At 44.7% G+C, this 24,868-nt stretch carries 20 protein-coding genes; 9 read left to right on the forward strand and 11 right to left on the reverse strand.

Features of this window, described 5'->3' with window-relative positions:
* Position 1: 1 nt before the first annotated feature.
* From ABIE26_RS04270 to ABIE26_RS04290, 5 genes are all read left to right on the forward strand, one after another.
* Positions 2-1,435: a RagB/SusD family nutrient uptake outer membrane protein gene (locus ABIE26_RS04270; protein ID WP_310139649.1), complete on the forward strand. Its 1,434-nt coding sequence runs from the start codon at positions 2-4 to the stop codon at positions 1,433-1,435.
* Between the two features lie 35 nt (positions 1,436-1,470).
* The gene (locus ABIE26_RS04275; RefSeq protein ID WP_310139647.1) at positions 1,471-2,646 is read left to right on the forward strand and encodes a TlpA family protein disulfide reductase; all 1,176 of its coding nucleotides are present in this window, start codon (positions 1,471-1,473) and stop codon (positions 2,644-2,646) included.
* A gap of 32 nt (positions 2,647-2,678) precedes the next feature.
* On the forward strand, positions 2,679-3,449 hold the full coding sequence (locus tag ABIE26_RS04280) for a Ku protein (protein WP_310139645.1): 771 nt from the start codon (positions 2,679-2,681) through the stop codon (positions 3,447-3,449).
* Positions 3,450-3,532: 83 nt separating this feature from the next.
* A complete protein-coding gene (ligD, locus tag ABIE26_RS04285) occupies positions 3,533-6,184 on the forward strand; it encodes a DNA ligase D (RefSeq protein WP_310139643.1) in 2,652 nt (883 codons plus the stop codon).
* A gap of 70 nt (positions 6,185-6,254) precedes the next feature.
* The gene (locus tag ABIE26_RS04290; RefSeq protein ID WP_310139641.1) at positions 6,255-7,583 is read left to right on the forward strand and encodes a putative sensor domain DACNV-containing protein; all 1,329 of its coding nucleotides are present in this window, start codon (positions 6,255-6,257) and stop codon (positions 7,581-7,583) included.
* A gap of 15 nt (positions 7,584-7,598) precedes the next feature.
* Here ABIE26_RS04290 and ABIE26_RS04295 read toward each other — a convergent pair whose 3' ends face one another.
* The gene (locus ABIE26_RS04295) at positions 7,599-9,086 is read right to left on the reverse strand and encodes an MFS transporter (RefSeq protein WP_310139639.1); all 1,488 of its coding nucleotides are present in this window, start codon (positions 9,084-9,086) and stop codon (positions 7,599-7,601) included.
* An 83-nt stretch (positions 9,087-9,169) separates the two neighbouring features.
* Between ABIE26_RS04295 and ABIE26_RS04300 the strand changes: the two genes are divergently transcribed.
* Positions 9,170-10,024 carry a helix-turn-helix domain-containing protein gene (locus ABIE26_RS04300; RefSeq protein ID WP_310139637.1) on the forward strand — a complete coding sequence of 285 codons (855 nt, stop codon included), beginning with the start codon at positions 9,170-9,172 and terminating at the stop codon, positions 10,022-10,024.
* 2 nt (positions 10,025-10,026) lie between these two features.
* Here the strand turns inward: ABIE26_RS04300 and ABIE26_RS04305 are convergent, their stop codons facing one another.
* The 10 genes from ABIE26_RS04305 to ABIE26_RS04350 all read right to left on the reverse strand — a co-directional run bounded on the left by ABIE26_RS04305 (position 10,027) and on the right by ABIE26_RS04350 (position 19,887).
* Positions 10,027-10,578, reverse strand: a complete 552-nt coding sequence (locus tag ABIE26_RS04305; RefSeq protein WP_354375089.1) for a hypothetical protein — start codon at positions 10,576-10,578, stop codon at positions 10,027-10,029.
* Positions 10,579-10,612: 34 nt separating this feature from the next.
* The gene (locus ABIE26_RS04310; RefSeq protein ID WP_310139634.1) at positions 10,613-11,077 is read right to left on the reverse strand and encodes a YciI family protein; all 465 of its coding nucleotides are present in this window, start codon (positions 11,075-11,077) and stop codon (positions 10,613-10,615) included.
* 42 nt (positions 11,078-11,119) lie between these two features.
* Complete coding sequence (locus ABIE26_RS04315; protein WP_310139632.1) at positions 11,120-11,680, reverse strand: DUF4230 domain-containing protein; 561 nt, start codon at positions 11,678-11,680, stop codon at positions 11,120-11,122.
* Between the two features lie 108 nt (positions 11,681-11,788).
* Positions 11,789-12,211, reverse strand: a complete 423-nt coding sequence (locus tag ABIE26_RS04320) for a hypothetical protein (RefSeq protein WP_310139630.1) — start codon at positions 12,209-12,211, stop codon at positions 11,789-11,791.
* Positions 12,212-12,239: 28 nt separating this feature from the next.
* Positions 12,240-15,416: a beta strand repeat-containing protein gene (locus ABIE26_RS04325; RefSeq protein ID WP_310139628.1), complete on the reverse strand. Its 3,177-nt coding sequence runs from the start codon at positions 15,414-15,416 to the stop codon at positions 12,240-12,242.
* A gap of 30 nt (positions 15,417-15,446) precedes the next feature.
* Positions 15,447-16,613: a type IX secretion system outer membrane channel protein PorV gene (gene porV / locus ABIE26_RS04330; protein ID WP_310139625.1), complete on the reverse strand. Its 1,167-nt coding sequence runs from the start codon at positions 16,611-16,613 to the stop codon at positions 15,447-15,449.
* A gap of 4 nt (positions 16,614-16,617) precedes the next feature.
* Positions 16,618-17,115, reverse strand: coding sequence for a T9SS type A sorting domain-containing protein (locus tag ABIE26_RS04335; RefSeq protein ID WP_310139623.1), 498 nt, complete (start codon positions 17,113-17,115; stop codon positions 16,618-16,620).
* A 254-nt stretch (positions 17,116-17,369) separates the two neighbouring features.
* Positions 17,370-18,197 carry an AraC family transcriptional regulator gene (locus tag ABIE26_RS04340; RefSeq protein WP_310139620.1) on the reverse strand — a complete coding sequence of 276 codons (828 nt, stop codon included), beginning with the start codon at positions 18,195-18,197 and terminating at the stop codon, positions 17,370-17,372.
* Between the two features lie 123 nt (positions 18,198-18,320).
* Positions 18,321-18,950 (reverse strand): alpha/beta hydrolase, encoded by a 630-nt coding sequence (locus tag ABIE26_RS04345; protein ID WP_310139618.1) that lies wholly within the window; start codon positions 18,948-18,950, stop codon positions 18,321-18,323.
* A gap of 1 nt (position 18,951) precedes the next feature.
* Positions 18,952-19,887: a ring-cleaving dioxygenase gene (locus tag ABIE26_RS04350; RefSeq protein ID WP_310139617.1), complete on the reverse strand. Its 936-nt coding sequence runs from the start codon at positions 19,885-19,887 to the stop codon at positions 18,952-18,954.
* A 100-nt stretch (positions 19,888-19,987) separates the two neighbouring features.
* Between ABIE26_RS04350 and ABIE26_RS04355 the strand changes: the two genes are divergently transcribed.
* From ABIE26_RS04355 to ABIE26_RS04365, 3 genes are all read left to right on the forward strand, one after another.
* A complete protein-coding gene (locus tag ABIE26_RS04355; protein WP_310139615.1) occupies positions 19,988-22,522 on the forward strand; it encodes a BamA/TamA family outer membrane protein in 2,535 nt (844 codons plus the stop codon).
* Between the two features lie 91 nt (positions 22,523-22,613).
* On the forward strand, positions 22,614-23,228 hold the full coding sequence (locus tag ABIE26_RS04360) for a sterol desaturase family protein (protein WP_310139614.1): 615 nt from the start codon (positions 22,614-22,616) through the stop codon (positions 23,226-23,228).
* A 127-nt stretch (positions 23,229-23,355) separates the two neighbouring features.
* On the forward strand, positions 23,356-24,861 hold the full coding sequence (locus ABIE26_RS04365) for a PQQ-dependent sugar dehydrogenase (protein WP_310139612.1): 1,506 nt from the start codon (positions 23,356-23,358) through the stop codon (positions 24,859-24,861).
* Positions 24,862-24,868: the final 7 nt, after the last annotated feature.

The raw sequence follows: 24,868 nt of genomic DNA on the forward strand, positions 1-24,868 counted from the left end.
GATGAATACATATTCAAAAATATTATTGCTGCTGATGACCATAGGGCTCTGTTTGAGTGCCTGTAAAATAGACGACATTAAACCAATGAACGCTTTGACCGAAGAAAACGTGATCAGCAATGAAGCTACGGCACAGTCCGTGCTCAACAATGTATATGCAAAGACACGCGGCCTGTACACTTCTATTTCCGGCTACATGACTGAATATCTGGGCGATGGATTGGTTATCCTTACCCAGCAATACGGAAGCCAGAACATGGATATAAATGATGTAAGGTTTGGTGATGCATTTATTGGCGGCTATTTTCAGGAACAATACCAGCTCATTAACCAGGCCAACTGGCTGATTACCCTCCTGGAACAAGGCAAAGCAGCAGGCCTTGGCGAGCAGCGGAAAAACGAAATGATTGCCGAGGCAAAATGCCTGAGGGCCATTTCCCATTTTTATTTACTGAGATTTTACGGACAATTCTACGACCTGAACTCAAGCTATGGCATCGTAATCAGGACAAAACCTGCCCAGGGTATTGACAACCAGGCCAGGAATAGTGTTAAAGCAGCTTATGATGCTATTGTGGCCGATCTGGAGTTTGCTGCAGCCCACGGACCTAAAGCTGTTGCACACAGGCTTGCTGGCCAAACCACAGCAAGGGCTTTTTTAGCAAAAGTTTACCTGTACATGGGCAATTATGGGGCAGCGGCAAGCCAGTCGCTCCTGGTGATCAACAATACAGATGGCTATGCATTGGAGAGCCAGTACGCCGATATTTTTAAGAACCGCTTTGATTCCAAAGAAACCTTTTACTCGCCTTTTACAGATGGATTGAATGAACGCGTTGGCCCTGTTAATCAAATCAGGAACAGTAATTTTTCAGCAAGCCTGCAGCAGCTGGCCGATGCTGCTGTTGCAGGGCCAGGGAGCCTTTCGGGCGCAGGCAGCGGTTACGACCCCAGGTTTAGCTATGTGTATGCTGCTGGTACAAAAGGGCCTAACAACAATGGTAAGCACCCTTTTCAGGTTAACAATCCTGGCAATGGGATACCTTATGGAAATACCATTTATCCGTTAAGAATGGCCGAGATCTACCTCATCTTTGCCGAAGCTAAAGCACGCCTGTCGGCAACGGTGGATGCGGATGCGGTAACCCGCGTAAATGAGATCAGGAAAAGGGCCGGCACCATTCTGGCACCAATTGCACCGGCCGATAAGAAGGCCTTGCTGCTGGCCATATACCAGGAAAAGCTAATGGAACTTGCCGGCGAAAATGGGGAGCACTGGTTTGATATTGTACGGTATGACCGGCTTGGGGATATACCGGCCGGCACAGTCAAAGCCAGCATCAGCAATTTGAACAAACTCATTATGCCCATTCCGGTTGCCGCAATGGGGGGTAATAAACTGCTGGTTCAAAACCCAGGCTATTTAGAACAATAAATTAAATCTTTCGGATCAAATAAAAATAGGATAAGATGAGAAAAGTATTAATGATGCTGATCCTGTGCGCAAGCACAGGCATCGCATCAGGACAAAAAAAAGCGGGATCTGTAGATTCAACAGCGCAGGAAATTGTATTTCAGGACACCTGGAAAAGACAACAGCTGTTTAAAAAAACAGATCTTAAGACCATTCCCGCAAATGAGCTGTTGAAGCAATTCAATGAAATTTCTGATCATTCTATTGCATTGTTAAAGGCAAATAAGGAAAAGCTTAGTCCTGCATTTTATGAAAAGCAGCTGATTGATTTTGTATATCACAAAAAAAACAATGCTATGGGTATTCCCTTTATGCTGCAAGGCCTGGGGAAACGTAAGTTGTCGACCGTAATTCCGGACGGCTACTGGAATCTTGATAAGGGCGTTAAAATGGATGAACAGCTGCTTTCAAATCAAACCTATGTTATTTTTATAACGCGGAAATATGTTGATTTTTTAAGGTTAAAGGCCATGGCGGCACGGGGGGAAACAGACAGCATTTTGCCTGCTGAAGAAAAAACAAACCTGCAATATCAGCTGATTGAAAAACATTTTTCAGGAAAAAACCGCAGCATTGCCCTGCGCAAAAACTTTGAAACGGCCTCTTATGGGGCAAAAGACATGCAAATGTATAAGCCATTGCTGGATAAATACCTTACACAATATGCCACTGCCGAAGATGCCAGGGAAACCCTGCTCATTTTTGAGAAATTTACCAGGGTAAAAACAGGCAAAGAGCCGCCCTTCTTTACACTTAAAAACCAGGATGGCAAAGACGTGACCTTAAAGGATTTTGCAGGTAAGGTGGTGTACATGGATTTCTGGAGTAGCGGGTGTGGCCCGTGCAGGTATGAAATGAAAAATGGCAGTCCGAAATTGCATGCCAGTTTCAAAGATAATAAAGAGGTGGTTTTTCTGTATATAAGTATTGATGACAGCGCTGACCTATGGAAAAAAGCTATTGCAGATGACAAGATAGAGGGGATACACCTTTTATCACCAGGCGGCTTTAAAAGCCCGGTTGCTGAAGCCTTTAACATTATGGGCATTCCCCGCTATATCATAATTGGCAGAGACGGGAAAATATTTGATGATGATGCGCCAAGGCCAAGTCAGGATATTACCCCGGCCAGGATCAATGAAGCATTGCGGCGCGAAGAAAACAATAGCTGAAGTAGGTTGTTTTATTCAAAAAGCAACAATAGATGAGATCAATTTGGAAAGGTGCCATTGGTTTTGGCTTGGTTAATATTCCTGTTAAACTCTTTTCAGGGGTACAAGACAGCCATCTTGATTTGGACATGCTCGACGAGCGGGATCACGCCAAAATCAGATTTTTGCGCGTAAACGAACATACACACAAAGAGGTTCCTTACGAAAAGATTGTGCGCGGCTATTTTTTGAAAGACCGTTATATCATACTGGATGAGCATGATTTTGAAGATGCAGCCCCGGAAAAGAACAAAGTAATAGAACTCGAAAATTTTGTGGATATAAAAGACATCAACCCGATTTATTACGAAGCATCTTATTATACCGAACCTGAAAAACAGGGCGTTAAAGCTTATGCACTTTTGCTGAAAGCCCTTGAAAAATCGAAGAAAGCGGGCGTTGCACGTTTTGTGCTCCGTAATACCGAAAACCTTTGTATAATACATCCAATGGATGGCATAATTGTAGTTACGAAAATAAGGTTCGAGGAAGAAATAAGGGATAGGAAAGATTTGAAAAAGGTGGGAGATAGCAAAATCACCAAAAAAGAAATGGATGTGGGTTTAGCGCTGATTAAACAATACAGTTCTCCCTTTAACATCAGTGCTTTCAAGGATGAATACAATTCAGAACTGCTCAAAATCATTAAAGCCAAAGCCAAAGGTAAGCGCGTAGTTATCAAAAAAATAAAACCTCAGAATGCTGGTAGCGACAATTTATACGACCAGTTGATGAAAAGTCTGGGCACTAAGCAGCAGGCATAGCGTTATTCTGGAAAAAGCAGGTACGAACAGGTTTGAAAACCAAGCCGTTTTTAGATTGTTAATCAGTTCTAAAACATTTGTTTATGAGCCTGAAAAAATATAACGAAAAGCGCGACTTTAACAAAACCACCGAACCTAAGACTGGCAAACCTGCTGCAAGTGGTAAGCTGCAGTTTGTAATCCAGAAGCATGATGCTTCGCGCCTGCATTATGATTTCCGGCTGGAGATGGGGGGCGTATTGAAAAGCTGGGCAGTACCGAAAGGACCTTCTACTGATCCTAAAAACAAACGCCTGGCCATGATGGTAGAAGATCATCCTTTCGATTATAAGAATTTTGAAGGCATCATCCCTAAAGGTGAATATGGCGGCGGAACGGTGATTGTATGGGATGAGGGTACTTATGAACCTATTGAGCAGATTAAGGGAAAAAAAGCCCAGGAGAAGCACCTTTTGCATCAGCTGCATACCGGGTCATTGAAAATCATTTTACATGGCCAAAAGCTCAAAGGTGAATATGCATTGGTTGAAACCCATGGGATGGGCGAGAACGGCTGGTTGCTGATTAAGCATAAGGATGAGTATGCTTCGACAGCTGACATCACCAAAAAAGATAAATCTGTGCTTTCTGAAAAGACCATAGCACAAATGGAAAACAGCAGTGAGAAAGTGTGGAAGAACGGGCATGAGGAAGACCTGATTAAACCGTTGCTTAAAAAGGGGAAAAAAGCAAAAATTCCAATAGGGATGAAACCTATGCTGGCCACGCTGGTGGATGAGCCTTTTGATGATCCGGAATGGATATATGAAGTGAAATGGGATGGCTACCGCGCTTTGGGCTTCTGTAAAAAGAGTGGGGATGTGCAGTTGCTGTCGCGCAACAATAAACAGTTTAACGAAAAGTTCTATCCCATTTTTGAATTGCTGCAAAGCTGGAAAATGGACATTGTTGTGGACGGTGAAATTCTTGTGATCAATGATAAGGGGATTTCGAAGTTTGGCGATTTACAAAACTGGAGAAGTGAGGCGGATGGCGAACTGGTATATTACGTGTTCGATCTGATTTGGTTTGATGGTAAAGACTATACTCAGCTTCCTTTACTGGAACGGCAGAAAATTTTAGCTGCAGTTTTACCCCAGAATGATGACCGCATAAGGCTGAGCAAAGTATTTGAGGCCAAGGGGACTGAATTTTTTGAGGCTGCCACAAAAATGGGCCTGGAAGGCATTATTGCTAAAAAAGCAAACAGTGTATACGCAAAAAATGCCCGTTCAGCTGAATGGCTGAAAATTAAGGTAAACCTGCGTCAGGAAGTGGTAATTGCTGGTTTTACAAAAAATGAAGGGACCTCTAAAAAGTTTAGTTCGTTGCTGCTGGGCGTTTATGAGAACGGAAATCTGCAGTATGTGGGCAAAGTAGGCACTGGCTTTAACGATAAGGCCCAGCGGGAAATGATGGCTCAATTTGAACCGCTGATTATCAATAAAAGCCCCTTTTCGGAAATACCGGATGTGAACAAACCTTCACGGTTTCGGCCTAACCCGCCTAAGGCCAAGGCAACATGGCTTAAACCTGAACTGGTATGCGAAGTGAGTTTTACCGAGGTAACCAGCGATGGTGTTTTCCGCCATCCTTCTTTTGAAGGGATGCGATCAGATAAGAAGGCCAAAGATGTGCTGAGAGAGGCCCCGGTTGAAACTAAGGCAATTGTTGAAGCGGAACTGCCTGATGAGCAGGAGACCCAACCGGTACAGAAAGACCGGCATGCAGGGGCAATAAGACCGCCTAAAGCTGCCGGGCGCAAGACTTTGCTGAACCCTAAAGACGAAACCCAGGTGCGTAAAATAAACGGTCATGAATTGAAGTTTACGCATTTGAGTAAACTTTACTGGCCGGAAGATAAGGTGAGCAAACGCGATATGTTTAATTATTATTACCAGGTGGCCGGTTACATTTTGCCCTATCTGAAAGACCGGCCGATGTCTTTGAACCGATTTCCGGGCGGTATACATTCCAAAGGGTTTTACCAGAAAGATGTGAAAGGCAAGGCTCCGGATTGGGCAGAGACTTTTCCTTACACCACAGGCGATGGGGAGGAAAAGGAGTATTTGCTGGGCAATAATGAAGCTGCTTTGCTTTGGATGGCCTCTTTAGGTTGTATTGAAATGAACCCCTGGTTTTCCAGAAGGCAATCGCCCGACAACCCGGATTATTGTGTGATAGACCTTGACCCCGACAAGAACACCTTTGACCAGGTGATTGAAGTGGCCAGGATGGTAAAGGAGGTGCTTGACCAGATGGAAGTACCTTGTTATGCCAAGACCTCGGGATCAACAGGCATGCACGTTTACATCCCCCTGGGTGCTAAATATACTTACGACCAATCGCAGATGTTTGCTAAAATTATTGTTAACCTGGTACACCAGCAGGTTCCGGAATTTACCAGCCTGGAAAGAATGGTGGACAGCCGTAAGGGAAAGATGTACCTGGATTTTCTGCAGAACAGGCCGGGCGCCACAATTGCAGGGCCTTATTCTTTGCGCCCTAAGCCGGGCGCTACAGTATCTATGCCTCTGGATTGGGACGAGGTGAAGCCGGGGATGAAAATGACGGACTTTACAATTTTTAATGCCCTGGACCGGCTGAAAGAAACCGGTGATCTTTTTAAAGGCGTGCTGGGTAAGGGCATTGACCTTACCAAAGCGATAAATAAGGCCAAAGCAGTGTTCGGCTGAGCTACAAAGCGCTATTGATTTTTAGAAGCGAGATAAAAAAAGAGTAGATTTAAGCCTCAATTTATCCGATATGGCAAAACATTTTACGTCTAATGACCTTGCAGGTTTTGTATACGCTGAGTTGCAGCGCTCTAAAATAAAGGAAGAAAAACCTACTGAGGCTATTTTAAAGGAATTGTTTAATACCTTGTACTATACGAGTCTGCAAACAGAGGAGGGGCAGTACATCAAAGTTACCGTTACTTTATTGGACCATCGATCTATAGAAAGAGATGAACCGGTACAACACGATAACTGGAACTTCTTTGCTTTTGAACCACCTATAGAATTTTCGATAAAAAACCTGGTTAAGCTCTCTAAAGCTGCCGATCCCTGGAGTTCTACATTGTCTGTTCATTATGATGAAAATCATAAGCTTTTTATTTATGGAATGATTGACCAGACCTATCATTACCAGAGCTACCTGAATTATGAGCAGGATGATAAACCACCTTATCCGGGGATCATTCAAACCATGATCAATGGTATCGGCATCCTGAATGTAATGCTGGATTATCATCCGGTAGCCACGCTGAACCAGAACTCCCTGGTTAAATTGTATCCGAACGTTTTTGAATATGGGCCGGTTTCAGATTTCATCCGAAAGAAAGCGATATACAGCAAATCTTTTATTGAAAAGAAGGTAGGGCATGACCTGAGTGCTGATGATGCGGGGGTGTACAACGACATTATTTTTGAATATGTGATCCAGTCCATTAGCCGGATTTTGCTTAAAATAAAAACCTATCATCATGGGGGCGCGATATTGATTACAAAAGATTTTGTGAGCGATCTGACCACGAAATACCAATTGGAATATAACCGGATAGAATCGGCAATTTTACATATTCTGACCAGTGTTACGGATAATGATTTGCTGCTGGATGAGATCAAAATGTATAAACGCAAGAAACGGGACATTCCTTCGGTGCTCCACGACGAGTTTAATGAGAATGCACTGGAAATTGAAGACAGCTATAATGAGCTGATTGGTGCTGTAAGGTTTGTTTCTTCTTTAAGCTGTGTAGATGGCCTGGTAGTTTTGTCGCCTCATTTAAATGTACATGGGTTTGGAGCAGTTATCAATGAAAAAGAATTGCCACCCTACGTTTTCCTGAACAGATCATCCAAACTTTCAGTGAACAAGGTAAGAATAGACCCCAGGCATTTCGGAACAAGGCACCAGTCGATGTTTTCTTATTGCTACAAACATCCCGAAAGCCTTGGTTTTGTGGTGTCTCAGGATGGAGAAATCAGGGCCATCAAAAACGTAGGCGGCGAAGTGATGATGTGGGAGAACATTAAGGTTTACCAATTTGAAAGGAGCAGCAAAATGCCCAAACTGCCGCCAAGGAAGTAATGGGCATTGCTGCAGTTATGCTTTAGCGGGCCGTAAATTAGGTTTGAACAGGTAAAAACTGAGGATTGCCAGTATCCAGACACCAATTCCACTAAAAAGCGTGAGCAGTTCAAAACCATAGCTGAGCGCTGCCTGGCTTTCCCTGCCCAGGCCGTTCATATTGCCTGCAGCTATTTTTTCGGTTATGCCCTGAAGCTGGGTTGAGCTGAAGCTGCCTGTAAATGTTGCTTTTAAGTGTGTGCTGATGCCTTTACTCAAAACCAGGCCCATTAAAGCGATGTTGATTGCCAGGGTAATGAGCCTGGCGCTCATGTCTATCCCGGATGCCATTCCGGCACGATCGGAACTTACGGATCCGGTGGTGGTATTGGTTACAGGTGTATTGCAAAAGCCGAGGCCAATGCCAGACAAGAGGGTGCCGGGAAGCATGCTGAGCCATCCCGGATGTGCGGCCCTGATGCCCAGCCACATCAGTATAAAACCAAGGCCAATGCTGAATAAACCAAATGGAATTACAATTCCGGGCCGGTATTTTAGCAGCAGGCGTTCCGCCAGTGGTGGGACAACCAACGTTGGCAGGGTATAGGCCAGCAGGACGGTTCCGGCAAAAAGGCTGCTGTAACCCAGTACTCCCTGAAAATAAATTGGCAGGTAGATCATGAAGGGCCAGAAGCAGAAGTTCATGCCTATGGAACCAATGATGGCGCCCGAAAAGTTACGCACTTTGAATACGGTAAAATCAAACATGGGCTGAGCGAAGGTTTTTTCGGCATAGAGAAAGAGCAGGAAAGCAAATACAGCGCCTGCAAGGATGAACAATGCGGCTGTACTGCCGAAGCCCAATACCGGCCCCTGGATGATGAAATAGATCAATGCAAAAACGGCTAGCGACAAGGAGATCATGCCCCAAACATCCAAACGCTGGGCCTGGGTATTTTTAGATTCTGATATACCTGCAAGCGCTAAGCCCAGGGTAAATATGCTTAATGGGAAATGAACCAGGAAAACCCATTTCCAGCTGGAAAATGAAAGGATCAGGCCCCCTATAAGCGGGCCAAAACCCAGGCCTATGCCAAATATTATGCCCCACATGGCAAATGCTTTGCTGCGCTGAGGCCCTTCCTGAAACTGGTGAGACAGAATGGCGATCTGGCAAATGAGCATAATGCCGCCACCCAGCCCCTGGAGAAAACGACTAACAATGAGCAGCGGCATGTTTGTAGCCAGACCGCAAAGCAAAGAGGTGATGCCAAAGAGCACCAGGCCAATGACAAATACCAGTTTCCGACCGTAACGATCGGCCAGGGTCCCTGTAGCCATCAGTACCGTTGTGCAGGCAATGGTGTAAGCATTCATAATCCATTGTACATCTGTGAAGCTGCCATGTAATATTTTCTCCAGGCTGGGCAGCAAAACAGGAACACTTGAAATTTCCAGTCCGAACATGAGTGATGACAGGCAGATGGCCGCAAGGGTAAGGTTATTTTTTTTCTTGTTATGCATAGTTGTTGTTTTTATGACAAAAATAGACCGGTAAAAGCGCTTTTGTTCGGTTCATTTCTATTATAAAAAGGTATGTTTGTATTATGGTTAAACAGAACATACACCAGGCTGTAGAGGTGGAGTACCTTAAAACAGACCATTGCCCGCTGAGCAACAGGCAGTATAGTTTTTTTGAAATGGTATACCTGATTTCAGGAAAGGGATTTGTAAACATCAACGGGAACAGGATGGCCTATCGTGATGGCAACCTGCTGCTGCTTGCGCCCAATGACCACCATCATTATGAAATAGTGGAAGAGACAGAATTTCTGCTGATCCGTTTCAGTGACAGCTACATCAGGAGTTATCCCTGGAAAAGTATACATCACCTGGAGTGTCTGCTTTTCTATGCGACCAAATTATCGGGTTGTGTAATGCGGTGCAAGGAGGACAGCCGGCTTGTAGAAAGGATAGTAGATTCATTGCTTTTTGGTATGAAGCTGGGTGGTGTTTACCAGCAGGACCTGGAGATGAACCTGGTAAATGCCCTGATTGTGATTGCTGCCAGGAATATCGCTAAATTAAGACCAGGAAATGTGAGGGATAATACGGATAAACGGATACTTGAGATCATTAATCATATTGAGCGCAACATTTTTATACCGGAACAGCTAACCGCCGCGGCTATTGGCGATACTTTTGGCATTTCCCAGACCTATCTGGGTGTTTACTTTAAAAAACAATGTGGGGAGACCCTGCAGCAGTTTATAAGTGGCTACAGGATCAGGTTGATTGAATGGCGGTTAAAATTCAGTGATTTGAGGATCAATGAACTGGCTGATGAATTCGGGTTTGCAGACGGGAGCCACCTGAACAAGTTCTTTAAAAAGCAAAGAGGAATTAGTCTATCTCGATATCGTCAGGCCCTGCCCGGACTTGAATCCGGGTTACTCCTATAGGCCTAGTCGATCTCGATATCAACATCTCCCGATTCTATATCCTCAGGTTTTCCTATGGTTACGTTTAGCTGGAATTTGCCTTCAGATACGGTCTTGGTTTCTGTAGAACCGCTATCGGGATCAGTATTATCTGTGCCAATGTGTATAATAAATAAAACTCCTTTGAACTGAAATTCCCCTTTTATGGTTTTTTCATTTACAAATTCAGTAATTTTTACTTTGCCTTCGGTACCGATGAGGCTTTGTGGCAGATCAGTGGAAGTATAAAGTCCCAGCAAGTCTTCTCCTTCAACGGTATATTCTCCAACGCCATGAAAATTGCCGATGGTAAGATTAATCTGTTCATCTTCGCTGATAATTCCGCTGATGTGCATAATATTCAACTCCTTCACATATATTGCTAAGGCATTTTTACTTCCCTTGACTTCTTTAGCCGCACCATCAATTTTGAACGAAAGATTTGGGGTAATCCAGTCTAATACCGGTACTTTTTTACAGGAACTGGTTATACTAACCACCAGCAACAGGAGCGCATAAAAGCGAAATCGTTTCATTGACATTAATTTAGATAGCGGAAGGTAAGAAAAATCATTGATTTTTCTCTACTTTTTCATGATAAGGAAGATACATGGGAAGGGCCGCCGATCCATACCAGCCATAAATTTCAACGTCAAGCAGTTTATGCCGGATTGCCGGATCTGTGTTCAGCAAAGCAGCGGCTTCTTCCATACTTGCTGAATTTAAGATGAAAATGCCCCGGTAATTTTTGTCATTCTTTTTCATGGGCCCTGCCACCACAAGTTTGCCCTGTTTGGCAAGCTGACCTATGTTTTGCATGTGGCCTTTAAAAAGACTGTCGGTAGTTGTTTTATTTTCAGTGGTATTTGCCCCGGTTTTTAGAATAACGAGATAATACATTTTCATTCCATACGCATCGGCCTTGAGCGAGTCAGCCAGTTTTTTATCATATTTAGGGTTGGCCTGCTGTGCAGAAGCCAGGCTGCCTGTACATACCAAAAGGCAAATAACAAATGAGCATATGCTATGTTTCATAGTTAAAGATAAAAAAATAGCAACTCAATGAAAAGCAGTTTATTACTCAAAAGATAAACTTATTTTGTTGTAGCCCAGCCCTGTGAGCAGGGGGCGAAGGACGTTTAATGCATTTGCCCGGGTTTGCTGCAGGATATCTGACTTGCGGACTTCATCTGCGATTTGTTTTTCGGCAGTTTTGTAGGCTGCATCAACAAGATCGGCCTCACGGAAAAAGGCCATTTTGGTATCGTAAACCCGCGAAGATTTGTGGTCTATTTTGATGTAACAGATTTCGGGTTGGGGCAATTGTATGTTTACAGAATCATCGTAAACCTTGATGTGTTCGGCTTTAACCCTGGCAAGGTCTATACAGCCCACTGCATCGGCTTTGATGATGAGCAGCACGCTGGCATCGGGTAGGAAAGGGGTTTTGTTTTTATGTTCCAATACATCGCTGATGCGGTATTTTACGAGCTCCAGTTTGCCCATAGCTTCTACACGCTCCAGTAATAGCTGATGTTTGCTTTCGACAGTGGTTTTGAAACTGAACTTATCGGCAATTAACCAGCCAAGAAGTCCGATAATTGCTGCAATGATTAATAATTTTAATATTTTAAGCATGAATAAAGCTATCCAATTTACAGGCCAAAGTTATTTTGTCAGTAAATTGATACGTACTCAGCAAAAAAAGAGCTGTACATTGTACAGCTCTTTCCCGTAAATAGTGGCTTACAGAGGTACAGTGCCTTTTTGCTCGGTTTGCATAGGAGGCAGCTTTGGGGCCTCTGTTTTCTTTTGTTCTGGTTCGGGTGTTTTTCCATCGCTTGGCATCTGGCTGCTCCCTGTTTTTGCTTTATTGGCCGAGGGGGCAATAGATCTGGATTGTGTACCTGCACCGCCAGCCCCTGATCCCTGAGCGGCTTTTTGCAGGTAGGCCTTGAAATTGCCAGAAGTATATTGCAACTCTTTGCTGTTGTCTTCCGACTGTTTTTTCTGTACAACAGGCCCTAATTTGAGCCCTGGAGTTGTACCCTGAAGCAATTGTGCTTTGATGCTCTCGCCTGTTTTGAATTCCTGTGCCTTAGTGTTTGAGCCAAGGATTAGGATAACACTGACAAAGAGTAGTGTGCTGATATGATGAATTGTTTTCATGTTGATTTTTTTAGCTGATGATTTAATGTTATTTAATGCTGACCAGGACTTTGATTTTACTTATACCTTTGGCAGTATAGCCTTCAAGCGCTTTGCCCAGTACCTGTCCGATTTTAACTTTTTCGGGATCGGCTTTCATAGCCACTCCCCGGGTTGATGAAGTAACGAGCAGATCTCCTCTGGATATAGGCCCTCCCTCGTCGCAAACCTTGGTTGGGATAACGCCTACAACGCCCATAGGAACCTGGTCTGTGATGTCTTCTACACCTTCTTTTTCTGTTAGCAGTACCCCCGGTTTGGTTGCGTATACACCTGCAACCAGGGTAGAATAAGCGCCGGCAGATTTCTCTACGGTGCGGTCGGTATTGGTAGAAATTACCAGCACATCTCCGGGTTCATAAGCCTGGAGCGAACCTTCTACTTCAAAGGATTCCGCAATGTCTGCACCTGAATTTTGGGTACCACCATTAAAGAAACCACGTCCGGCAGAGTTGATGCGGGCAACATTTACGGTTCCGGGGTTGCCGCTTTTGAACAGGGCGATTGAGCCATTGCTGTGCTGCTCGAAAGTGGCCACAGGGTTGGTGTTACCAGTGTTGTAATTTACAAAACGGGCTGCCCTGCCATCACCAAAATTTGGGATCCAGCCGTATACAGCACTACCCGTGCCATCGGCGGTGGCTTCAATGCCATCACCACTATTGGAAGCATTTGCCGTTATCCCATTTCCATTACCATCTGCTATGGCAATTAATGCAGGACCATTTCCTGCAGGATTGGAGGCATGGAATAAACCAGCATACCCACCTGTACCGGAACTTATTCCATAAATACCTGCAGTACCGAAGTTAGCAAATTGCGAATTTACTTCACCTCTTACAGCAGGAGAGGTACCGGTAACCCGGTCTACTTTGAAATTCCCTGCAATTCCATTTCCAACAGTAGTTACCGTAATGACATCACTGGTGTTTGCATCATTGAAGATGTTAAACCTACCTGCCCTTCCTGTGGCGAATGTAGGGACCCAGGCATAGAGTGCATTCCCGCCACCATCAATATTGGCTTCTACGGCATTGCCATTCTTACTTGCATTGGCTGTGATGGCATTGCCGTTTCCATCCTGGATGGCTACCAGGGCAGGGCCATTACCTGCAGCATTGGATGAATGAAAAAGACCTGCAAAGCCACCTGTTCCAGAGGAAACGCCAAAGATACCCGCTGCACCAAAGTTGCCAAAAATGGTTTTTACTTCAGATCTTACGCCTGCAGCCACACTATTTGTATTGTCTACCAGAAAGGAAGCTGCATTTCCCTGCGTGTTATCGGGGATATTTCCATTTCCATTGGTTTCTACCTCCAGGGTATTTCCGAGGGTATTTGTAGCATTGAAATTTTCGAACCTGCCAGCCCTGCCATTACTGTTGTTAAGGCCAACCTGGCCTAGTACACCAACTCCGGTACCGGTAGCATTCGTAGAAATGAAACCTCTCACACCATAACCGCCACCGTCATTGCGGCCTACAACTGCTCCGGCAATGTCGCTGGTGTTAATTCCGACTACAGCTTCTCCACCCGCTGTATTATAACCTATCACACCGGCTCCCGTTATAGCAGCGGTGGTTCCACGAACGCCATGGGAACCGGCACTGCTTGCATTTACGGCTGTGCCCGATCCGGAAGTATTTACAGCCAGACCGGTTCCATTGCCCACTGTAGAGACATCGAGCGCAGTACTGTTGTTTGCATTGTTAAAAATGGAAATGTTTGCTGCCGGACCATTGTTGCTGGTGGCAGTTAAACCTGTCCCTGTATTGCTGTTTGCGTATACGCCTGTTCCTCCTGCCGAAGCATTTCCATATACACCAAGTCCATTTGGGGTAACTCCGTAAACGCCCCAACCGGAGCCTGCCTGAGAGCCCCATACCCCTATCCCTAAGCCTCCGGTACCGTTGTTGACGCCTCTTACTGCGCTGGAAAATCCACCTGGTGTGGTGCTCGAAACAATGCCTCTTATGGCTGCTATGCTACTTGTTGTTGAGGAGGAGGTACCTTCTACGGATGTTCCATCGCCTGCATTGTTGATAGAAAATAAGGTGCCGGCATTGTTTTCATTGGCATTAAACGGTAATACAAAACCACCACCTCCAATTGAGCCTGGAGTCCAGGCTACGCCGTTGAACTTGAGTACATCGTTTAAAACCGGGACTACATTGGATACCGGCCTGGTCTGGATATTGGCCACAACCGGATTTGGATAAGTGCCGGAAAGATCGCCGCCTGCGGCACCATTTGGAGGCAGGGCGGCGGGGATAATTCCAGGGGCTAATTTGGGCAGTGTTACTGAACCGTCCAGCAGTTTGGTAGTAGTTACTTTACCATCGCCAATTAAAGGGTTTGGATAAGTGCCGGAAAGATCGCCGCCTGCGGCACCATTGGGTGGTAAGGCAGTTGGAATAACACCGGCCGCCAGTTTGGGCAGTGTAACCGAACCGTCCAGCAGTTTGGCGGTAGTTACTTTACCATCGGCAATTAATGGGTTTGGATAGGTGCCGGAAAGATCGCCGCCGGCTGGGCCGTTAGGAGGCAGGGTAGTGGGAATAACACCGGCAGCCAGTTTAGGCAAAGTTATGGCACCGTTTACTATTTTAGCTGTGGTAACCTTGTCATTGCCAATAGTTGGGTTAGGGTAGTTGCCGGTCAGATCGCCCCCGGCTGGGCCATTCAGGACCCCTGGAACACCCTGGATACCTTGTGGTCCTATCGGGCCAACGGGTCCCACCGGCCCGATAGGGCCGGGTGTGCCGGCTGCTGCATACAATGCAAAAGGAACGCTCATTAATTGTGTGGTGCCCAATGCCGTATAGCTGCCTCCGCCAAGAGCCATCTCTACCTTGGCATATTGGTTGGCATTTTGCCATGGTATACCGGCAAATGTGCCTGTTAAGGCGGTTCCCTTACCAATTTGCAAAGTAAAAAGCCCGAGCTGGTTGGTGTTTAGCGAGTGCTCTTCCATATACTGGACAGGGCCATTAGCAGCGCCTCCGAGCACAGATATTTTAACTTTAACCGCCTGGTTGGATAAGACCGTTCCATTTGTATTTCTGGCTACCCCCTGGTAGTTTATTCCGGTTAAGCCGCTTTGTGCCAAAATATTTTGACTGGCAAAAAGCGTGATTAAGAAAGCGAATACAGTAAAATGTTTCATATAATTAGCGTTTGAATAGGTTTATGTGAATTATTTTTTTGCTGGTTTGCCCAAAATAGGGGCGTAACTTAAGGTGAAGCGCATGGTATTGCGCATGACATACCTTTCCGCACTTGGGAAAATATAGCTTACATCTACACGGATGGGATTTGCATTAAAACCCACCCCTGCTGCAAAATGCTGTCTGTTCCCTTTTTCGGGGTTTTCATAAAAGTAGCCGGTACGTATAAAGAATTGATCGTAATAGGAGAACTCCAATCCACCGGCTATCGTAAATTCCTGTAATTCTTCTTTAAAGCCACCGGGTGCGTCGAATAACGAGGTAAACAACGCACTTGCTACACCTCTGTTGGGGTCTTTTCCTTTTTCTATCTGGTTGGTTATGTTTCCCTCCTGATCGAGTTTGTAACGCGGCGGAGTAGGCACCATGAGTTTGTTTACATCCAGTAAAAGGGTTAACCTGTTTTCGGGTGTGGCATAGAGTGAATAGCCTGCACCGATCCGGAGGTTCATGGGCATGAAGGTGGTTTGTACTTCGTTGTATTTTAACTTGGTACCTATATTTGTTAAGGCTAGCCCCCAGTTAAACCGCCTGCCATATTTGCCTTTTTGAGACAGCTTATCTGAGTATAGGGAAATGTCGGCTGCAAAGGCATCGGTACGTTTTAAGAGCAGGTTGTTGTAGGTTCCGGAGCCGATATCGCTTTGAAAATACCGCGCGGTTAAGGCCATGGCGAAGTTTTCACCAAACTTTCGGACGTAACTGGCATCAATGGAAAATTCATTGGCTTTATAGGCCTCAAGCAGTTCACCACTTTCGTTCCGGAAGCTAATGGTACCCAGATCAAGGTATTTAACTGACAATCCAAGGGCCTCTCTCTCGTTAAGGTGCCTGTACGCGGTTAAATAACCCAAATGCGAGTCTTTGGTGAGTTCTCTCATCCAGGGCGTATAGGATACACTGACCCCCATTTTTTCACCAAATATCAGTTTAGCAGCATTGATGAAAATGGAGTTGGCGTCTACCGGTAAACCAGTTCCTGCCTCGGCTACCCCAGCGTTTCTGGCATCGGGACTGAGCAACAGGAAACCTGCACCGGTATTGACAACCCTGCTATCCTGCTGCGCGTAAATGTTAGGGTAGCAACAGACCATGCATGCTGTATAACATACAGCAAGGTAAATCGTACGTTTCATAAGCTTATTGTATAACTAGTTTTTCGGAATACTGCTTAAATGCTGCTTTGAGCACAACATAGTAAAGGCCAGAAGATAGCCCGGAAATCAGCAAAGGGTATTTCACTTTACCGGCCAGCAGGTTTACTGTAAAATTTCTGACCGTTTGCCCGGCGTTGTTGACCAGCTGCAGGTTAACAGGGCCTGATTTTAGTAAATCGAACTCTACATAGGTTGAACCGGTGGCTGGGTTAGGATAAACAATAAAACTGTTGACGTAATTGATTTCCGGGTCGGTTTCATTGCCAGCTACTTCTGGCTGCTGGAAGCCCTGCGTGACCAGTAAGGGTGGACTTTCAATGGGATTTACCAACACATCACCGATAGTGTATTGAATAATGGTGTTGTTGATTTGTGCGGTACCTCCGGTACTTGCTATTACAGAACGCTGAAGCTGTGCCTGCTGTGCAGAGGCAGTTGTTCCGGTAGCTAAGGCAAAACAAATAGGGATGATTGTTTTCATAAAAGGTTGAATGTTAGAATTTAATTTAGACTATTCTAAGTTGTTGAAAATCATGAAGCTTTTTGAAGAGAATGATTGAACGGTATGTTTTAACGAGCGGGGAATAATTCTGGTTGAGGGAAAAATATTTCCGTCCATCAGATTTGTCGGAAAGTAATGTTTCATTTCTTTCGTTTGTTAAGATTGTTAAATAGAATTACTTAAAAGTAAGTGCTTTAGCAAAAAATAAATAGTAAAAAACAACGGATTTTTAATTAAAGGTCAAGGCTGTCGGTAAGCTTGCCTGTGAAGTTCAATTGCCCCATTTTATGCAATTGCGACGGGGTACAACCATAGAAATGTTTAAACTCCTTGATAAAGTGTGTCTGATCAAAAAACTCAAACCTATCTGCAAGATCTGTCCATTTCAGGCTTGTGTTTTCACATAACAACCGCCTGAGCTGGCTAAAGCGGACGATCCTCCCGAAAGTTTTTGGACCGAAGCCGATCTTTTCTTTGAAATGATCGCGAAGGGTGGTGGGCGACATGGCTACCTGCCTGCAAAGTTCATCGATATGAATGTTTCCTGCATATGCTTTAATGAGGTCACAGGCGTATTCTATCCTTGCGGTGCAGATTTTATCTGACAGGAACAAGCGCTGTAACAGCCAGCTTTCAAGAATTGAGATGACCTTTTGCGGGGATTTCATTTCATCCCGCATCTGACAGATGGTTGACTTTAATGCTGGAAACAAAGCCTCCATGTCTGTAGCCGAATTGGTGAAATGATGTTGGGGAATGCCCAGGAGTTTGTAGGCACCAAAAGGTTTAAAATAAACCTGTACTACTTTCCTTGTAAAAGAGTCGAAGGAACGGAGCCGATCAAGAAAACCCACATAACTAAGCGGGTTTTTAAAAGTGTTGGTGGTATTGAGTTCGCGGATGAGTTTTTTTTCGTCGAGCGAAAAGCACATTACGGTATAGTCTACAGGAAAAATATGGATGGGATTATTGCTATCAATTTGTTCATTTATTTCCACGTAACCGTATGCCAGTATATATGGCTGTAGCGCAGGGTTTGGGGTAAATGGATTGATAATCAAAACGTTTGCTTAGATGTAGAACAAAAAAAACATTTTTTTGCAGCAATTACAAAAAAATGTTTTTCCATTTAACCCTTTGTCACAAGATTGCCTGATGGATTAATAAATCATCCGCCAGAGTATTTAATTTAGTTGAAAGATCAGCTTCCTGGCCAGGTCAATTTCCTGTTTTGTGATGGTGTGCGGCCGTCCAGGGTAGATTTTTACCGTAACGTTGGCGTTCATTTTTTCAATAAGGCCTTTGCTCAACTCTACCCTTGAAACAGGCACATGCGGATCGGGGTCGCCGGTGGTGATCAATACCGGCGTTTGTTTAAAGTTGCCCTTGTAGTTTTGCATGTTGATTTCCTTGCCAATCAACCCGCCGGTGAATGCAACTGCCCCTGCGTACTTTGCTGCATTCCGGCTGATGTATTCCAGCGTTAAACAGGCACCCTGGGAAAAGCCTACAAAATAAATTCTATTCTGGGGAATGCCGGCATTTTCGATAGCTGTAACCAGATCTTTAATTACTTCAAGTGCGGAGTCTAAAGCCGGCTGGTTTTCTTTAACCGGTGCCATGAAACTGTATGGATACCAGCTGTTGTTTGTAGCCTGGGGTGCAAAGAACGCCGCATCTTCTATTTGCAGGTGATCTGCCAGAGCAATGATATCCGTAGCGGACGCGCCTCTGCCGTGAATAAAAATGACTGCACTTTTTGCTTCTGCTACCGGAGCTCCGGCAGTAATGGTATTTTTTTGATGGGTATACATGCTAATCTAATTTTGGTAATATACTTTCTATTTCTTCTCTGCTGCTTTCGTATTGTACTGGTAACTTTAAATTCCTGCCCAATTCTTCAAGCGGTTCATCTATGGTGAAGCCCGGATTATCGGTAGCAATTTCAAAAAGCACACCTCCCGGCTCGCGGAAATACAGCGAATAGAAATAGTTACGGTCTATCTTTGGCGTGATGTTCAATCCCATTTCAACGATTCTGTCCCTGAAATACATTAGCGTTGCTTCATCTTTTACCCTGAAGGCAACATGGTGCACGGAGCCGCCTGCGATGTGTCCTATTGCTTCACCAGGTGCTTCTACCAGGTCTACAATAGCTGCGTGTTCAACTGCATCAGTTGTGAACCTGGAGCGGTTAACTTCTTTTTCGGTTAATTTATAGCCAAAAATTTGGGTTAATACAGCTGCGGTACCTTCCATTTTATTGGTGGTAATAGTTACATGATGAAAACCATGAACAGCATTTTCTTTGGTGACTTCGGCAGTTTCCCACTGTGGCCTGTTGTCTTTAACTTTGGCCTCTGTAAGCTCAAATTTTAAGCCGTCCGGATCGAGGAAGGTGAGGTAACGTTCGCCAAACTTAACCGCTGGTTTATTGTAAATTACATTGTGATCTTCAAAACGTTTTTGCCAGAACTCCAGGCTTCCTGCCGGAACGCTATAACCTATTTCTGTTGCCTGTCTTGTTCCCCGGCGCCCGGCAGGCATGCCTTCCCATGGGAAGAAGGTTAAGATACTTCCGGGGGTACCTTTTTCATCTCCGTAATAAAAGTGATAGGTATGCGGGTCATCAAAGTTAACCGTTTTTTTGATCAGCCTTAAACCTAATATGCGGGTGTAAAAATCATAGTTCCTTTTTGCATTTCCTGCGATTGCAGTAATGTGGTGAATACCTAAAATTTCGTTTTTCATATATTTCCTTTTTTTGATAACACAAAATTACGCCCTGTGAATTTTAAAAATCTTACCATAGATTAAGAAATGCGTAGCTTTATTTTCAGATATTTAACTCATGACTAAATTTGTTCTCTTCCCTCTTTTGTTAATGGTAAGCTTACTTACCCGGGCGCAGGATTCTATTGATGTAAGGATTTATCCGAAGTATGATAGTGTAGGTAAATTTCATCGCTTTCTGTTTGGTGAGAATTACCGTAAGGAATATGCGATGCCTGTAAAAGTACCGGTGATCAGGATTTCTGTCATAAAGGGAGGACTGACACCTACGCAGCGTGGTGGAGGTAACCAGTCGCACTCCCTGCGGCTGGTAGACAAACTAGGGAAAGAATGGGTGCTGCGCAGTGTAGAGAAATTTCCGGAGATACTTTTGCCTGCGGTATTCCGCAAAACATTTGCGGGCGAGGTAGTGAAAGACAACATGTCGGCCCAGAACCCTTTTTCGGCCCTTGTAGTTCCGGACATTGCAGATGCAGTAAATGTGCCGCACAGTGATCCGATGATTGGCTGGGTAATGCCCGATGAAAAGCTTGGGGAGTTTGCAAAGGTATTTGCCAATACCCTGTGTTTGCTTGAAGAGCGGGAACCTGCAGGGGATACCGATAACTCGGAGAAGATGATGCGCAAGCTGAACGATAATAATGATTATGCCTATGACGGGCCTTTGTTTTTAAGGGCCAAGGCCCTGGACGCTTTGCTGGGCGATTGGGACCGGCATGAAGACCAGTGGAGGTGGAAGCCTGTAAAAGAAGAGAACGGAACAACAAGATACATACCTATACCCCGCGACCGGGACCAGGTGTTTTACCTGTCGGAAGGTATTATACCCCGTTATGCGCAGGCTTCCTGGTTGCTGCCCATGATTCAGGGGTATGAGCGCAACCTGCCGGATATCAATTGGTTTTTCTGGGAGGGAAGGGCGGTATATGCGCGCTGGTTTTCCCAAATGAACGAAGAAGAATGGAATAGGGTAGTTAAGGAGTTTTGTGCCTTGTTGACTGACGAGGTATTTGAAAAAGCCCTGAAGAAACTGCCTGAACCTGGTTACAGTTTAAGGCATGACAGGTTACTGGCACAGCTTAAGGAAAGGCGGGCAAAGCTGCCTGTGATGATGAACAGGTATTATCATTTCATAAACAGGATTGTTGACATACAGGCCAGCAATAAAAACGAATTTATTAGCATTGTTGATGCCCCTGGAAGGGCATTGACAGTAACCATACATAAGCTTACAAAAGATGGAATGGTTAAGGATGTGGTTTTCAACCGCACATTTGATCCGTCGGTAACCAAAGAGATCAGGCTGTACGTAAGGGATGGAAACGATAGCCTGATACTCAACAACAAAACATCGCCCATTAAGCTCAGGGTTATTGGGGTGGAAGGAAAGAAAACCTATCAGATCGACAATAGTGTAAACAGGGTACAGGTATTTGGCATGGACAATAATGTAAGCCTTAGCGGAAACACGGCAAAGATTGCCAAACGTTTTGACAGTGATACTTCCAATACACATTTTGTATACACAGACCTGTATACCAGGAAAATGCTGCTTTTAAATGCCGGGTACAACATCGACGACCGGGTATTGCTGGGGCTTTCGTACAAAATTGTACAACCGGGTTTCCGGAAACTTCCATTTGGCAGCACGCATTCTTTCTCGTTCCTGCATTCTTTTGCTACCGAAGGTTTCAGGTTCAATTACCGCTCGGAATTGTTTAAGGCCCTGGGAAAAGCGGATATTGTTTTGCAGGCTGATGTATTTGCCCCTGAAAACTCTCAGAATTTTTATGGCCTTGGTAATGAAACTACTTTTAATAAGACCGGTGATTTTGTAAGGTATTACCGGGCAAGGTTTAGTTTGTACCAGTTTGAACCCTCGGTGAGGTGGCAGCGCTCAAAGTCAACTTTAGGTATCGGTCCGTCGTTCCAGTATTACAGGTACAACCAGCACGATAATAACGGGCGGTTCATCAGCAATACCTCTGCATTGAACTCGGCCGATAGCAGTACCATTACCAAAGACAAAGCATTTGCGGGGCTTACTTTCAACTTTGTCCACAACAACAGGAACAGCGACATTTTACCTGATTCGGGCAATTACCTGGACCTGAAGCTGACTGCCTATAAAGGTTTGAACTCCTATTCAAATTCTATAGCACAGCTTACTGCGGGCTTTTCAGTTTATAAAGGTATAGACCGCAGGAGCAGACTGATCCTGACCGACAGGATTGGAGGGGGAATGACTATAGGTAAACAGGCCTTTTACCAGTCGCAGTTTTTAGGCGGACAAGGTAATTTGCTAGGCTACAGGGAATTCAGGTTTGGAGGGCAACACAGTCTCTACAACAATCTGGAACTGAGGTATAAAGTAGCTGACTTTATCAATTATATACTGCCCGGACAGTTTGGTCTTCTTGCCTTTCACGATGTAGGAAGGGTATGGGCAAGGAATGAGAAGTCGGATGTGTGGCACCAGGGCTATGGGGCCGGGGTGTATTTTGCCCCTGCAGCGTTAACGGTATTTCGCCTGGTGGCGGGGCATTCCAACGAAGGCTGGTACCCTTATGTGGCCATGAAATTCAGGTACTAAAAATGACCGAAATTCAATAATTGCTACTTTTGGAATGACATAAAAGCTGTAATTTAGCGTTTCGCTTTTACAGGTAGCAGAATTACTTAAGATGAAAAAAAATTTTGTATCCAATTCCCGGGAATCTATAAGAATGTTTAAGAACCCTTTGTTCGAAGCATTATCTAAAGTGCCTTTTTATGTGCCTTTAATTGTTTATATACCTGTTATTGCCTACTTTTTCTGGGCTTCGGTTACTGCCAATGGTTTTCTTGTGTTTCTGCTGCACCTCTTTTTAGGTCTGCTGATCTGGACCTTAACCGAATATGTGTTGCACCGCTTTGTGTTTCATTTCTATCCATCTTCGGAATGGGGCAAACGCATACATTTTATATTTCATGGTGTCCATCATGATTATCCGAATGATGCACAGCGTTTGGTGATGCCGCCCTCGGCGAGTATCCCCCTGGCCACGGCATTTTACTTTCTTTTTCGCTGGCTTTTGCCTGTAGAAATGCTGGATGGTTTTTTTGGAGGTTTTATATCAGGCTACCTTTTTTATGACATGACGCACTATATGCTGCACCATGCACAATTTAAAAATGGGATATGGAAAAAAATTAAACAACACCATATGCTGCACCATTATGATGACTCTACAAAAGGCTATGGCGTAACCTCCGATCTGTGGGACCGGATTTTTCGTTCGGGCTTCTTAAAAAAATAACATTCGTCTTTTTGTACTGGTATTCCGGTATTTACCTATACCGGAATACCAGTATATTGCTATGCCGATTTGGTGTTTAGGGCTTTCTGTTTCTATATTCGGGTACGTACCCAATAAACCAATCAAAATGAAAGCATCTTTCATACTTTTAATTGTATTTGCCGGCATTTTGCTGAACGGCTATGCAGGCAGGGGTGTAAAATCGTCGGGTACCCATGTTGGGATTAAGACTAAAACCATTGCAGTTAACTTAGATGTACCCTGGGAAATTGCCTGGGGGCCGGACAATTGTATCTGGTTTACAGCGCAGGGCGGAACAGTAAGCAAGGTAAATCCTGAAACCGGTGAGAAACAGCTATTGCTCCGGATTGCGGATACCTTCAGAAACCGGTCTACCGGTTTGCTTGGAATGACTATACATCCCGATAGGAAATTGCCTTATGTTTTCTTGGATTATACTTATAAAGAAGGTAAAAAGGTTTTTTTGAGGCTGGTAAGGTATACGTATATAAACGACACTTTAATACACCCGCTGGTATTGTTAAACGACATCCCTGCAACTACCGGCCACGCCGGCTCTAGGCTTGTAATTGCACCGGATGGTAAGCTGATGTTAACTGTAGGCGACGCAACCAATGGAAACAGTGCCCAGGATACCAATGCCTTGACCGGGAAAATACTCCGTCTGAACATTGATGGCAGCATTCCGGTTGATAATCCTTTTGGAGGAAGCCCGGTTTGGTCTACCGGACATAGAAATCCGCAGGGGCTGGCCTTTACCAATCTGGGAACATTGTTCAGTTCGGAGCATGGGGACGCAATAGGCGACGAACTGAATCTGATAAAAAGAGGAGGGAACTATGGCTGGCCCCATGTTGAAGGCTTCTGTGATACAGAAAAGGAACAGCTGTTTTGTAAAACACATGAGGTTACAGCACCCGTAAAGGCCTGGACGCCAGTTATCGCACCGGCAGGGATAACTTATTGCGGAGCTAATTGCGCGATAAAAGAATGGAGGAATGCCCTATTGCTGGTAACGCTGAAGACACAGAGCCTCAGGGTACTGAAACTAAATGACGCAGGAACAAAGGTAATTGCGGAGCAGGTTTACCTGGATCATGAGTTTGGTCGTTTGAGGGGTGTATGTGTGTCTCCTGCCGGAGAGGTATATGTGTCGACCAGTAACCGGGATTGGAATCCCGGCCAAGGATACCCTAAGCAGGGAGATGACAGGATCATCAAAATATTGCCGGGTGACAGTAGTAATGGTGGTTTTGTACAGGAAAAGCAGTTAAAGCCTCCATTAACGGATGGGGCAGTTGTTTACAACAATTATTGTACTTCCTGTCATAAAAACGATGGCGAAGGGCTTGCCGGGGTTTTTCCACCTTTAAGGGGTACCCAGGAGGTATTGGGTGATAAAAACAGATTGATAAAAATAATACTGAAAGGACTATCCGGGCCGGTAATTATAAAAGGCAGGAAATACGATCAGCAAATGCCGGCCTTTGATTTTTTAAGTGATCGGGAAATAGCACTTGTGGCGACATATGTACGGACACGCTTTGGGAACAGTGCCGAAAACATAACCGGGGCGCATGTAGCGAAAGTAAGAGGCGTAGTAAAAAAATAACCAAAAC

Origin of the sequence: Pedobacter africanus (assembly GCF_040548825.1) — a bacterium.
GTDB classification, from domain to species: Bacteria; Bacteroidota; Bacteroidia; order Sphingobacteriales; family Sphingobacteriaceae; genus Pedobacter; species Pedobacter africanus_A.